Below are 13,548 nucleotides of genomic sequence, written 5' to 3' on the forward strand. Positions count from 1 at the left end.
TATGGTGATCCTGATGCGACTCGAACGCATGACCTACTGATTAAAAGTCAGTTGCTCTACCGACTGAGCTACAGGATCACAGCAGTATCTTGACACTACGAGTGGATGGTATAAAAATACGGCTGACTTGTCTATATAATTTGCCAATTTTCTGAAAATTTCCTGTAAAGCATTTTATGGATTAGCGGATGAAAAAGCAAAATACTGAATTACGGTAATCATCATTATGCTCTTTGATTTTTTATGAAATTTTCTATGCCTCAGAAAAAACTACCTCTTAAAAAAGAATTTGAAGTATGGAGAGAAGCTTACTTCAGAGCAGGTAGCTGTTTTTTATAAAAGCTTAAATGACATTCTATTAGAAAATAAGGAAACTGACTGTGAATTGGTAATAGAGAAAGGTAGTCTTAAAACTACGGTAGGGTGTATTATGAATCTTATAAGTTTCTTCTTAGCACCGAGCCGTACATAACTGACTCCTTCAGTCGAAATAGCTTTATTCTTTTTAATATCAACAAAATCCAAATTTAGGATGCCAATAAAATAATTGCAGTGAGTGACTGAGAAGAGTTGTACTCAATTAAAAGCCCCAAAAAAGATTAAAACCCCACTTGGCTCCCCGGGTTGGATTCGAACCAACGACCAAGCGGTTAACAGCCGCTTGCTCTGCCACTGAGCTACCGAGGAATTGGTAAAATGGTACATTCACCCTATATAGAGTAGTATCTGATTTTTAAAATATGTCAATTACAAATTGGCAAATTTGCGTCTTAAAAACAAAAAATCTGCTCATTAAATCCCATAATATCTAATGCAGAGATTATTGGAATTGCATCGAAGCATTTTTGTGCCACTTCCATTTTTTCTTCTCTTATAAGGATCTTATTAAGTTTATCCACGAGTTTGTGCAAATATAGTACATCGTATGCTGCATACTCTTTTTGTTCTTCAGTAAGAATCTCCTCTCCCCAGTTAGAGGTTTGTTGTGTCTTAGATAGTTTTACTCCAAGTAATTCTGAGCAAAGTGATTTAAGACCATGATAGTCAGTAAAAGTACGAGCTAATTTTGATGCTATCTTTGTGCAATATATGTTTTTCATTGATATATTGAACGATTGTTGAAGTTTTGCAACATCAAACCTTGCGAAGTGAAAAATCTTCAAAAGTTTGTCATTTGACAGCAATTTTATGAGATTAACTGCTTCTTTATAATCGTTTTTGCTACGAAAATGCACAAGATGCACTTCATCAGTACCAAAACATAGCTGTACCAGACACATTCTATCTCTTATCATATTAAGCCCCATTGCTTCTGTATCCAGTGCTACGGAAGTATGTTCGTTTTTAAGTAGTAGTGAAGGTATATCATTAGTATAATAGTGTATGACCATATAAAGAGATTGACTAAAAAGGTATCTGTTAGGAAGATTATCATCCTTGTTTAGATTATAAAAAATCGTGAAAGAGTACAGTAAAATATGTGCTTTACTTTCTGAGAAGAAAGAAGTGACTTCTGAATGGTATAAGGCACGAATCGATAGATATGTTTTCAATGATATTATTGTTCCCTTGTATTACTCAATTGATTTGAGAGAATCTTCTTACAAAAGTACTGTAGTAGATTGTAATATGTTTCCTGCAGGATTTATGCATGTTAAGCATAACGAAAGAATTGTATCGCTGTTTCAGAAGTATATCTCAGAATATATCCATAAATTTCGCAAAAAAATATCATCGATATATCTTGTACCAGAGAATTTTACTCGCAACCCGTTTTATATACAGAATATAGTAAAGTTATCAAAAATCCTGCAGGAAGTTGCTTTCAATTCTGGAATAGAATTTTCTCTATTATTGGATTCTGATGATGAATCATCATTTATTGAGTTAAAAAATGCAATTATTCACTTTCAATCACTTCCATTTTTGCCATATAACGCAACTGTAAATGATGATTCTATAATTATTTTAAATAAAGATTTAACGAATGGAATATCTACAGTTTTGTCATCCGTGAATAATGTTTTACCTAGTCCTTTGTATGGATGGTATCGTAGGAGTAAATATAACTTTTTCCAGAAATATGAAGAGCTTGCTACGGAAATTTCAAAAATTTTGCATTGTGATCATTGGTTTTTTTGCTCCATAACATCTTATATCTCTATGAATGGAGATAGTTGGCAGATGGAAAATGAGCTCTTAGCGAAGGAAGTGGATTCACTCGTAAAAAAAATAAAAGAAAAGTATGAATTGTATGGCATTAAAGATATCCCTAAGGTATTTGTAAAATCTGATAATGGCACGTTTGGTAGAGCGAATATTGCGGTATTCTCTGGTGATGATATAAGAAAACTTAATAAAAAGAATAGAGATGAACTTTACAGAAAGGGTGTGAAAAATAACTTTGTGATACAAGAGTGTATCTACAGTGCTTTGTGTTATGAAGATGAAATGCTATTTATTTCATCATCAATACAAAAGCATATTTCTTGCGAGCGTATGCTGTACGTTGTAGGAGGTCAACATTGTTCAACTTTACTGAGGATGCATACGCAAAAAGGGAATGGCGATAATTTAAACGCTCCCGGAATGTTCGTCTCAAATGTAGAGCATGCACTCTATAATAATCCTTTAGAAAATCTTATAATGCGTCTTACTACTCTAGCCACTATGGAAGAGTTGTATTGTCTGTGTTAAACTTCGTAGTGTGGAAAAATTTAGTTTACAAGAATGATATTAGTACCGTTGAACTATTGGTTTTCGAATCTAATTTGGTTGTGTGTTTCTTTTGGTCTTTTGTTTTTATTTTGTCATTTTTTGTTTGTTCCGAAATTAATGTATAGGAAGCAACAAAGAGTAGATGTACTGAAATCTAATGTTGCTTTAATAAGTAAAGTTGAAAAAGAGATAGAGCTTATACAAGTTCAGGTGGAGCAAGAATTACATGCTACCTCTCAGAGATGTAGGGATATAAATGCTAATGCTATTACGAAAGCAAGAAACATAGTAGAATCTGCTCGATCTAAATTTAAACAGCAGTATAGAGAGTATTACGTTAAAATGAATTCAGAATTAATGGTAGATAGTGTGGATTTACAAGAGTTAGTTGATGAGTTAGTAGGAGACGTACACTCAAAAATTATAGAAGAATATCGTCTTAAGTCACATCTCTAGTTTTTTAGCTTTAAAATTACTGCACCATATTGCAGCGCAGAAATATGTAGTGCCAACAGCTGTAAAGACTGATGATAATATTCCTACGATAATGGTGACAGCAAATCCTCTCAGTGCGCTCATTCCAAATATGTACAAAGCTAGAGCGGCAATGATTGTTGTAATATTTGCATCAAGTATAGTTCTCATTACCTGAGAATAAGATTTCTTCATTGTGGCGATGATGTGCTTTTTGGAGATATTACCTTCTTCTATTCTGATATGGCGTAATTCTTCTTTTATTTTCTCAAAGATCAAAATGTTTGCATCAACTGCCATTCCTAAAGTTAGTACGATTCCAGCAATTCCTGGTAACGTAAGTGTAGCATTCATAAGAGATACGATGCCGATTATGATGATAAGGTTTAATAGCAAGCTTATGTTAGTGAAAACTCCCCATATTCTATAAAAGATCAGCATAAAAGTTATAATGCATAGCAAAGCTATTACAGTTGCAATACTGCCAGAATGTACGGATGATTCACCTAATGTAGGACCTATCACTTTTTCTTCCACTATTGTCAATGCTACTGGGAGACTTCCCGAGCGTAACATAGAAGCGAGTTCACTTGCACTTTCTAATGAAAATGAACCTGATATTATACCACTCCCTCCACGTATAGGTTCTCTTATTGACGGAGCACTAATAATTTTATTATCGATAATAATTCCTAAATATTTTCCTACATTTTTAGAGGTATATGTGCCAAATTTTTTAGCTCCTTCTGCATTAAGAGAGAATGATACGACATATTCACCAATGTGATTTAATGCCCTAGCATCTACTATCATAGAGCCATCTATTATAGAACGCTTATAAACATATAATTTTTGGGATTTTTGTTCTGGATTAGTATGTAAAAGAGGTAGTGCTTCCATAGAAGTACTATATGCTTTTTGTTTATCAGGTAAAACGATTTCTTTTAATTCGAGTTTAGCAGTTGTACCGAGTAATCTCTTAATACTCTGTATATCATAAATTCCCGGTATGTTTAGTAATATTTTATTTTCCTGAAATTTTATTACCTCTATTTCTTTTGTGCCGGATTCATCTACTCTTTTTTTTATGATTTCTATAACTCTCTCTATTAATGATGTAGTGATTATTTGATCATGCTTCTCTGTAAGAGCTACATTAATATTATTTTCTTCTTTTGTTACGGCTACACATTGTGAGCACGTAGTTTTTTCAAGAGCCGAAATTAATTCTTCTAATTCTTTATTGTTTAATTTAGCACCTGCGATTTGCAATATGTTGTCTCGTATATCAATGCCAGAGTAACGTATATTACTTTTATGCAAAAAAGATTCAATATCCGGACTTTTAGATTCGAGAGTAGCTTTTATATACGATTTGATATCAAGTTCCGTTATAATAGAAATACCTCCCTTTAAATCTAATCCCATTGTTATTGGCGTAGTGATAAAGTGCTGTCTATTATATTCGATACCTTTAGCGTTTAAAAATGTAGGAGTTGCACAGTATGCGAAGAAAAAACATATAAAACAGTAAAGTATTAATAGTCCTTTAGAATAATTCATTTTTACAGATCAAAAATTCACTTTAGATACATATATCGACCAATTATCTTTAGTATTCTGCAATTTTTTTGCATTCAACAAGGCTTCTCTTTTATTCTTAAACAATCCGAAGCATGCAGAACCACTACCGGTCATACTGTAATATATAGCTGAAGTTGAAGCAATTATCCTTAATATATACGATATTTCAGGATATAAAAGAATTGCTGTGTTCTCAAGATCGTTGCCAATATTAAATATAAGATCCCTTCTTAACTCCGGTATACTACTCATATCAAGAATTTTTTCATTATGTATTTTTTCTGTTTTTGTTAGTGAGAAATTATGATATACGTAGCTCGTGTTACAGCTAAAATTTGGAAAAACTATAACAGCATAATAGTGGTAATACGGTCTAAGTTTAAGTAATCGTTCTCCTTTATGAGTTCCTAATGCACATTGATAATTATGTGTGAAAAAGGCTACATCTACTCCTATCTTATTACTGATCGATACTATATCTTCAATGCTTAGATTTTTCAGATGATAGTATAGGAAACGCATTATTGTTCCTACGTTTGAAGAACCTCCACCCATACCTGAGCCGATAGGGATCTTTTTATTGATCTTAATTTTCATTCTAGATATTTGCTCGATTGAGTGATGTCGTATTCCATATCGTATTTTTAGTAATTTCAATATTTCCATCACTCCATCTAGTACAAGATTGTGCTGTATCGTGTCTATGCTTTGTCCAGTATTTGAAACCATACTAATGCTAGAAGAAGAAAATTCATTTTGTGTTTTGTCGAATGTTATGGTTATCGTATCATGCAGGTTAATTTTTGTGAGTATTGTGCATACTTCGTGATATTCATCTGGTAATATGTCATGAATCTTGAGGAAAAGATTCAATTTTGCATATGATTTTACTATATATTCTTTTGTTATATCCATTGTTAATATCTGATGCTTAATAAGTATGATGTAGCAATTGTCGGGGGAGGCATTACTGGTATGGTATTGGCTCATACATTAGCCCGTCACGATATGCGTGTGATTTTTGTGATTGATAGTACAGATCTTACTTTGCAGCAAGCACAATCAGAACAGGAGAAGCAAAATGATAGAGCATTTGCTCTTTCTCATAATACGATATCATTCCTTCTAAGATGTGGACTTTTAGATGAATGCGATATAAATGAAGAAAAGCGAATTGATGATATACTAGTGATAGATGAAAGTGGAAAAGAATTAGTATCAATATCGAAAGCTGATAATGCAAATAATAGCATAGGATGTATGTTCTCAGAGCTAAAGCTCAGAGCAACAATTGCAAATAAGTTGAAGACAGTTCTACATAATATAGAGCTATTATTTGTTACTTCTATTGATGAACTCTACGTTGATGAAGAAATAGTATTTATGAGTTGTGTCTCTAATGGACAAAAAATTGAGTTCAAGGCTAAACTTTTAGTTGCTGCTGACGGTAAAGATTCATTTGTTAGAAAACATTTTAATATTCCTTCATATGAAAGAAGTTACGAGCAAGTAGCTATGTGCTTCAATATACGTCATCCATATAATATTAAAAATATGGCAGTGGAGAAGTTTAGTACTCACTCTACTATTGCGCTATTGCCGTATAATTCTCCATATGAATCATCAGTAGTATGGATATTAAAAAATCAGAATGCAGAGAAACTTAATGCAATGTCGAATGATGAGTTGGAGAAAATACTAACTCTTGAGTTATATGATTTATGTGGAAGTGTAGAGATAATTTCAAATATACAATCGTATAAATTAGTAGAGAAAAAGATAAGAAAATTATATCACACTAGAACTGCTTTTATAGGGGATGCAGGTCATGTGATACATCCTTTAGTAGGGCTTGGTCTTAATCTTGGATTGCACGATGTAATAAGTTTGGTTCAGTTGATATTGAGATATAATACAGCACAGATTGATATTGGCTCGATGACTTTGTTAGAACAGTATCATTGCGAGAGAAGATTGCAGGTTAATTCAGTATCATTTATGACGAATGCCATGCACTACATGGGAGTACAAAGTAATAGCAAATTTGTACGTAATATGATTAAAATAGGGATGAATGCATTCAATTATATTGATCCCTTAAAAAGGAAAATTATTCAAAGTATATAGTCAATTTGTAATTCAAATAATGAAACATAATAAATTTGTAGATTCTATATTAAAACCACTATTAATAGCTCTTCTACTATCTTCTATTATAAGAAATTTTATATTTGAGAATTTCGAGATACCAAGTTCTTCTATGGTACCTTCTCTATTGGTAGGTGATGTCGTTTTGGTGAATAAATTTTCTTATGGATATGGCAATTATTCAAGTTGGATTAATCCGCAGTTACATCACAGGATATTTGCTAAGAAACCTCGTATTGGGGATGTGATAGTATTTCACTGTGGTTTAGTAAATGCTCCTACATGTATAAAAAGACTGATAGCAATGGAAGGAGATGTAGTGCGAGTACATGGTGTTAATGTATATGTAAATGATGTCATTGTGGGAAAGACTAAAATTGCTGACGGAATTGAAGATTGCGAAACAGGGAAATTATGTAAGTATGTGGAATATAGTGAAAAATTACCAAATGAAAAAGAGTATAATGTGCGCTATAGAGAGGTGATGTATATCCGTGAGAAAGAAGAATTCTCTATTCCAATTAATATGATACGTGCGGAAGGAACTTATGTTGTACCGCGGGGAAAATACTTTTTTATGGGAGATAATAGAGATAATTCTAACGATAGTAGGAATGTTAGCGGCTTAGGGATGGTAGATGAATTAAATCTTATTGGTAGAGCAGAGTACGTTATATGGAATACTGATAGGATAATAAAAGCTATATCAAGTATGAGTATTGTAAAAATAAAAGAAATTTTTAGATCATTATAAATGCAATAATGAAGAAAGACGTACTCCTTATATGTGGTGGACAATCACCAGAGCATGAAATTTCTATAATTTCTGCAAGAAATGTATTCAACTGTCTGAAGGATGATTTTAATGTACTTACAGTGACCATTACTCGCAATGGTATATGGTACTTGCATACATTATTTCCACAAATTACGTCATGTGATGCTGAAAAAGCTAGTAAAGCACAAATTTGCTATTTTATGAAAAATAATAACGGAACTCAGTTGTACACTGAGAAAGGGCAAAAATATAATATAGATGTAGTTTTTCCATTGGTGCATGGTGTGTCAGGAGAAGATGGAATGTTGCAAGGTATGTTGGAATTATATGGTATGAGATATGTTGGAAGTAACATAACAAGTTCCGTTTCTTGTATGAATAAAATTCTTACTAAGAAAATTTTATCTTACCATAACATTAATATTGTTCCTTTTTTAGAAATAAATAAACAGAATTTTATAACTTATTTTGAAGCTTCCGAGAGGTTAGGAGTAAAGGATATGGTTGTAAAGCCATGCAATAGTGGTTCTTCAATAGGAGTTTCGATTGTGCGTTCTGAAGCAGAATATGAAGTAGCGATAAAAAATGCACTGCAATATAGTGTTGATGTACTGGTAGAAGAAATGATAACAGGAATAGAATTAGAATGTAGTATTATTGAAAAAGTAGAAAACAGTCAACGTATATTGATCAGTTCGGATGCTGGTCAGATAGTAGTGGATGATGGATTTTACTCGTACGAAGCTAAGTATTGTAATCAAAAGAATGTTGTCACAGTGATACCTGCTTCAATTACACGTGAGCAGCATGAAATGGTTGCAAATGTTGCAGAATCTGCATTTAAAGCATTGAAATGCAGAGGGTGGGCGAGGGTAGATTTTTTAATGGACAGTGGCAATCTTTACGTGAATGAAATAAATACAATACCTGGCTGCACATCAATTAGTATGTATACGAAATTGCTAGAGCTAAAAGGTATATCGCAGAAGGAAATATTTAAGACTTTAGTAGAACTAACATTAGATGAGGACGTAAAACTCGCATATTCGTATTATTCAGAAAGTGAGATTACATGCAAGTAAGTTTATGTATAATCTGAGAATGAATTTCCATATATTACGAGAATAAAAATTGCATTTTATAGTGAGGCAAATTTAGAAAATTTTGACCTAAAATTATATAAGGTTGGAATGATAAATTAAATAATTTTTCCTGGAGCAATACGCTTTTTATCGCCTTATAACAGCTCGTCCTTTTTTTATAAGATTGCTATATTGCATCGTGATAAGGTAATTCTGTATATATTGAAAAAGCTCGATGGAAACGTTTACGACTATCAATAGACTGGTACCTCCTAAGTAGAATGGTAATGAGTACTTTGAACCTAGCATTTCTGGTACAATACAAACGAATGATATATAAGTTGCACCTATAACATTAAGCTTTATTAGGATGGATTCTATATACTTTGCTGTATGTTCACCTGGTCGTGTACCAGGTATGACTGCTCCATTCCTCTTCAAATTATTTGCAGTATCGGTTGGATTAAAAACGACAGATGTGTAAAAGAAGCTGAAAAAGACTATAAAAATTAGATATAATGTAATATATAGTGGTTTTCCGTATCCAAAATTCTGTAAAAGCCAATTTATTATCGGGTTAGTGGAGGAGCTTAAAAGATTTATAATTGTGGAAGGGAAAATCAGCACAGAACTAGCAAAGATAGGAGCTAAAACACCTGAAGTATTTATTTTCAAAGGTATATGGGTAGAGTCTCCGGAGTATATTTTGTTACCGATCTGTTTTCTAGGATATGTTACTGTAATAGGTCTGTATGCTCTTTCAAAAAATACTATTATGAAAAGAAGTAATGCGGTAAAAAACACGAAGCATAATAATGAAAATATGGAAATAGCATTTACTTTTATCATACTGAATAGAGAGTTGATAGAAGGTATAAGTCCAGCTAAAATCCCAGAAAATATTATCATGGAGCTGCCATTTCCTATCCCGTGTTTTGTGATTTGATCACTTAGCCATATCATAAATACTGTACCACCTACCATACTTATAGTGCCGATTAATCTGAACTGAAATCCAGTTTCGACTACTATGTTTGCATTATCGATTGAAATTTGTTCTGCTCCACTGACTAATCCGTAAGCTTGAAAAAACGCTAAAATGAGAGCTAAATATTTTGTGTATGAGGCAATCTTCTTTCTGCCAGTTTCCCCTCCTTCTTTTTTCATATCACTGAGATAAGGTACTATTGCGGACAATAATTGCATTACGATAGATGCAGTGATATAAGGCATAATGTTAAGACCGAATATTGACATTCGTGACAAAGCTCCACCAGTAAACATATTGAAAACACCTAGCAATCCCTTTGCAGAAGCATCATCTGCAACTTTTTTTAGCACTATTAGATCTATGCCAGGAATTGTGACATAAGTTCCAAATCTGTACACTAAGAGGGCCCCTAGAACGAACAGCACTCTCTTGAGTATTGGCAACATTTTACGTAAGAGAAAATATTCTATACCATGCTATAGCAAAATAATTACAATTTAAAGTACATTAGAAGGATTGTAATCGTTAGTAATGTTATACAAATTGCCTTAATAGTAAACTCTATCTTTCCCCGATATATTTTTAGTAATACTTGGGAAGTGGTAGTGTATACATCTATAATCTTTGATATTCCTTTATTGAGGATGGAGTTTTCGATAAAAGCTGATATATCAGCTGTTTGATATAATCCTTCAATACATTTTGTGTAAAATTCTTCAAAGTAAAATTTTTTATTTACTGTAAGATGCACGGTATTTTTAATTATGTTGGGTATGAGCTGTAATACCGAATATTTGCGATTTATAAGGTATATGACTGCATATCCTGATAATGTGCATATTGTTGGTATGTATTCAATTTGAGAAGATGAATGAAAATTCGTAATATCAGCAAAAATTCCAAAGATGCTAGTGTTGTATCCGGTATAGCCGATTACCGATGATAATAAACTAAGCAATATTAGAGGGACTTTTATTTTCCATGTTCCGGTATTGCTTGAGTTTTTTTGTATGCTTTGGTGGTCATGAAAAATCACTAACAGCATTCTAAAAGAATATATTGCTGTAAAAAATACACCGACTAAGCTCAATATATACGCTACATAGCATAAATTACTATTTGCGGAACTCTTATATATTCCATCTATAATCATTTCCTTAGAAAAAAAACTCCCAAATGGAAAAATTCCAGTGATAGATAAAATTCCAATTACCATAGAGCAGTATGTAAGAGGTATATTTCTAAAAGATAGTTTCATTTTAAAAATATTCTGCTCTCCATGAACTGAATGTATAATATTGCCTGCACATAAGAAGAGTAATGCTTTGAAGAATGCATGAGTTATTAAGTGAAAGATGCCAGCTGAATACAAGTGTATTCCACATGACATAAACATGTATCCCAATTGACTACATGTAGAGTAGGCGATAATCTTCTTTATATCAGTCTGGAAAATTGCCATTATTCCCATAATAAAAGCAGTCATAGCACCAACACTTAGTGTAATATTTGAAGCTATTATAGAATATTCAAATATTGTTTTGCATTTTACTATTATAAAAATCCCTGCTGCAACCATTGTTGCCGCATGTATTAGTGCTGATACTGGAGTTGGTCCCTCCATTGCATCTGGGAGCCATACATGAAAGAATATTTGTGCAGATTTTCCCATTGCTCCTAGTAAAATGCAACATGCGATAATATCTATTGCATTATCATGTCCTTGTAGAGAATTGATATAGATTGTAATTTCTTGAAAATTCGTACTTCCGCATTTTAGTGCTAACTGAATTATTCCAGCTAATAGAAAAATATCTGCTACTCTATTCACTAAAAATGCTTTTAATGCAGCTTTTGTAGCGCTACTTTTTTCAAACCAAAAGCATATCAAGAAGTAAGAACAACATCCTACTCCTTCCCATCCTACGAACATCTGAAGTAAATTTCCCGATGTTACTAGAAATATCATAAAAAATGTAAAGAGAGTAAGGTATAACATATACCTCTTTATTGAGGTGTCATGTTTCATGTACTCAATCGAATACAAGTAAACTAACGTAGAAATTATACAAACTACCAATAAAATCGTAGTGACCATTGAATCTATTGCGATACTGAAATCAAATTTTACATCTCCAACCTCTATCCAATTATACAATGAATGCTGTACCGCTGATGGAAAAAGAAGAATTTTATAAAAAAGTAGTATGGAGGAAAAGAGACTTACTATGATTCCTATTATCGGTATGAAACTGCTATATTTCGTTGTTTTGACTGTATTGCAAAAAAAGTACTGTATTGCACCACTTAGTGGTGGTGCTATTAAAGCAAGTAACGTAAGATGTATCAACATGAGCACTGGAAACGTAGTATTCATTGACGAGTGTGAATAAATTTATTAGAAACATCAAGGCTTGGGTTTCCAAAATTACGTAATTGTTTTATGCAGTATTTTTTAACGAGATCTAGTGAGAAAAAATGTTGATAGTACCTCTACCTTCAAAAAGGTGTTGTAGTTACAATGACCGTTTGTTGCAGTTTTACAACTAGCAAAGGTTTTTCTCGTCTTTATGGAAAATTAATAGTCTTAGATAATGCCTTTTTTACTTACTTCTGAATCTGTTTCGGAAGGACATCCGGATAAAGTTGCAGATCAAATCTCTGATGCAATTCTTGATGCTATTTTGAAACAAGATAAAAATGCCCGTGTGGCAGCAGAAACTGTAGTAGCACGTGGATTGATATTGTTATCGGGGGAGATTACTACTTTTGCTGACGTAGATTACTGTAGTGTAGTTCGTAATACGCTGAAAAGAATTGGGTATACTGAGGATGATTATGGATTTTCATATGACACCTATCCGATATTGGTAAATTATAATAAACAATCATTAGATATAGCACGTGGTATACGAGGTAGAGGTGATTCAGATATTGATGAAGGAGCAGGAGATCAGGGGATTGTATTTGGTTATGCATGTGATGAGACTGACGCACTAATGCCAGCATCTATATATTATTCTCATTGTTTAATGAAAAAGCATTCCAGTGTAAGAAGAAGTGGTACGTTACAATGGTTAAAATCTGATGCAAAAACTCAGCTTACTATAAGGTATGATGAGAAAAATGGTAATCCTATAGCTTTCGATACTATAGTATTTTCTACTCAACATAATGAATTTGTTAAAGATTCTGAGATTAGAGATGGCGTGATAGAGGAGATAATTAAGCCTACGTTACCTGAATATATGGTAGACGAAAATACAAAATTTCTTATTAATCCTGCAGGGCGATTTGTGATAGGTGGGCCGATTGCAGATACTGGCTTAACGGGACGGAAAATTGTTGTTGATACATATGGTTGTGCATCTCCACATGGAGGTGGAGCGTTTTCTGGAAAAGATCCTTCGAAAATTGATAGATCTGGAGCATATTTTGCTCGCTATATTGCTAAAAATATTGTTTCTTCTAAATTAGTAAGGAAGTGTCAAGTGCAGATTGCATATGCTATTGGAGTAGCAGAGCCAGTAAGCATAAACATAAATACATTTGGTGAAAGTAATGTGGATGAACGTGTGTTAGAAAGAGTTGTGCAGCAAAATTTTGACTTAAAGCCACGTACAATTATAGATGTGCTTGATTTATTACAACCAATATATGAAAAAACTGCTGTATATGGACATTTTGGACGAGAAGATGAAGATTTTAAATGGGAAAATACTGATAAAACATATCTGTTTAAATGATTAGAGATTGCATATTATAAGAAAATT

General features: G+C 32.8%; 11 protein-coding genes and 2 tRNA genes. 6 read left to right on the forward strand and 7 right to left on the reverse strand.

Annotated features, from left to right (window positions below; all coding sequences use genetic code 11):
- Positions 1-2: 2 nt before the first annotated feature.
- From Fokcrypt_RS00925 to Fokcrypt_RS00935, 3 genes are all read right to left on the reverse strand, one after another.
- Positions 3-78: transfer RNA gene (locus Fokcrypt_RS00925), tRNA-Lys, on the reverse strand.
- Positions 79-612: 534 nt separating this feature from the next.
- A tRNA-Asn gene (locus Fokcrypt_RS00930) sits at positions 613-687 on the reverse strand.
- An 83-nt stretch (positions 688-770) separates the two neighbouring features.
- A complete protein-coding gene (locus Fokcrypt_RS00935) occupies positions 771-1,391 on the reverse strand; it encodes a ribonuclease D (RefSeq protein WP_323722334.1) in 621 nt (206 codons plus the stop codon).
- A 67-nt stretch (positions 1,392-1,458) separates the two neighbouring features.
- On the opposite strand from Fokcrypt_RS00935, the gene Fokcrypt_RS00940 reads away from it, so the two are divergent.
- On the forward strand, positions 1,459-2,697 hold the full coding sequence (locus tag Fokcrypt_RS00940; RefSeq protein ID WP_323722335.1) for a glutamate--cysteine ligase: 1,239 nt from the start codon (positions 1,459-1,461) through the stop codon (positions 2,695-2,697).
- 138 nt (positions 2,698-2,835) lie between these two features.
- Complete coding sequence (locus Fokcrypt_RS00945; RefSeq protein WP_323722336.1) at positions 2,836-3,174, forward strand: hypothetical protein; 339 nt, start codon at positions 2,836-2,838, stop codon at positions 3,172-3,174.
- Here Fokcrypt_RS00945 and secD read toward each other — a convergent pair.
- Complete coding sequence (secD, locus tag Fokcrypt_RS00950; protein ID WP_323722337.1) at positions 3,163-4,755, reverse strand: protein translocase subunit SecD; 1,593 nt, start codon at positions 4,753-4,755, stop codon at positions 3,163-3,165. The genes Fokcrypt_RS00945 and secD overlap by 12 nt on opposite strands.
- Before the next feature lie 9 nt (positions 4,756-4,764).
- Positions 4,765-5,691: a 4-(cytidine 5'-diphospho)-2-C-methyl-D-erythritol kinase gene (ispE, locus tag Fokcrypt_RS00955; protein WP_323722338.1), complete on the reverse strand. Its 927-nt coding sequence runs from the start codon at positions 5,689-5,691 to the stop codon at positions 4,765-4,767.
- A 12-nt stretch (positions 5,692-5,703) separates the two neighbouring features.
- On the opposite strand from ispE, the gene Fokcrypt_RS00960 reads away from it, so the two are divergent.
- Genes Fokcrypt_RS00960 through Fokcrypt_RS00970 form a run of 3 tightly spaced genes read left to right on the forward strand, consistent with a single transcriptional unit; the run spans position 5,704 to position 8,784 of the window.
- Positions 5,704-6,903 carry an FAD-dependent monooxygenase gene (locus tag Fokcrypt_RS00960; protein ID WP_323722339.1) on the forward strand — a complete coding sequence of 400 codons (1,200 nt, stop codon included), beginning with the start codon at positions 5,704-5,706 and terminating at the stop codon, positions 6,901-6,903.
- Positions 6,904-6,922: 19 nt separating this feature from the next.
- Complete coding sequence (gene lepB / locus Fokcrypt_RS00965; protein WP_323722340.1) at positions 6,923-7,678, forward strand: signal peptidase I; 756 nt, start codon at positions 6,923-6,925, stop codon at positions 7,676-7,678.
- An 8-nt stretch (positions 7,679-7,686) separates the two neighbouring features.
- Complete coding sequence (locus Fokcrypt_RS00970; RefSeq protein ID WP_323722341.1) at positions 7,687-8,784, forward strand: D-alanine--D-alanine ligase family protein; 1,098 nt, start codon at positions 7,687-7,689, stop codon at positions 8,782-8,784.
- A gap of 147 nt (positions 8,785-8,931) precedes the next feature.
- Here the strand turns inward: Fokcrypt_RS00970 and secY are convergent, their stop codons facing one another.
- Positions 8,932-10,221 (reverse strand): preprotein translocase subunit SecY, encoded by a 1,290-nt coding sequence (secY, locus tag Fokcrypt_RS00975; RefSeq protein ID WP_323722342.1) that lies wholly within the window; start codon positions 10,219-10,221, stop codon positions 8,932-8,934.
- Positions 10,222-10,265: 44 nt separating this feature from the next.
- The gene (gene nuoL, locus Fokcrypt_RS00980) at positions 10,266-12,128 is read right to left on the reverse strand and encodes an NADH-quinone oxidoreductase subunit L (RefSeq protein WP_323722343.1); all 1,863 of its coding nucleotides are present in this window, start codon (positions 12,126-12,128) and stop codon (positions 10,266-10,268) included.
- A 238-nt stretch (positions 12,129-12,366) separates the two neighbouring features.
- Between nuoL and metK the strand changes: the two genes are divergently transcribed.
- A complete protein-coding gene (metK, locus tag Fokcrypt_RS00985) occupies positions 12,367-13,521 on the forward strand; it encodes a methionine adenosyltransferase (RefSeq protein WP_323722517.1) in 1,155 nt (384 codons plus the stop codon).
- The last annotated feature ends 27 nt before the right edge of the window (positions 13,522-13,548 follow it).

Source organism: Candidatus Fokinia cryptica, assembly GCF_034359305.1.
In the GTDB taxonomy this organism is placed as follows: Bacteria; Pseudomonadota; Alphaproteobacteria; order Rickettsiales; family Midichloriaceae; genus Fokinia; species Fokinia crypta.

What these genes read in the sequence shown, in the direction of transcription:
- secY (WP_323722342.1), bottom strand. Translation starts at nt 10,221, where the DNA reads ATGTTGCCAATACTCAAGAGAGTGCTGTTCGTTCTAGGGGCCCTCTTA.
- secD (WP_323722337.1), bottom strand. Translation starts at nt 4,755, where the DNA reads ATGAATTATTCTAAAGGACTATTAATACTTTACTGTTTTATATGTTTT.
- Fokcrypt_RS00960 (WP_323722339.1), top strand. Translation starts at nt 5,704, where the DNA reads ATGCTTAATAAGTATGATGTAGCAATTGTCGGGGGAGGCATTACTGGT.
- Fokcrypt_RS00945 (WP_323722336.1), top strand. Translation starts at nt 2,836, where the DNA reads ATGTATAGGAAGCAACAAAGAGTAGATGTACTGAAATCTAATGTTGCT.
- ispE (WP_323722338.1), bottom strand. Translation starts at nt 5,691, where the DNA reads ATGGATATAACAAAAGAATATATAGTAAAATCATATGCAAAATTGAAT.
- lepB (WP_323722340.1), top strand. Translation starts at nt 6,923, where the DNA reads ATGAAACATAATAAATTTGTAGATTCTATATTAAAACCACTATTAATA.
- Fokcrypt_RS00970 (WP_323722341.1), top strand. Translation starts at nt 7,687, where the DNA reads ATGAAGAAAGACGTACTCCTTATATGTGGTGGACAATCACCAGAGCAT.
- nuoL (WP_323722343.1), bottom strand. Translation starts at nt 12,128, where the DNA reads ATGTTGATACATCTTACGTTACTTGCTTTAATAGCACCACCACTAAGT.
- Fokcrypt_RS00935 (WP_323722334.1), bottom strand. Translation starts at nt 1,391, where the DNA reads ATGGTCATACACTATTATACTAATGATATACCTTCACTACTACTTAAA.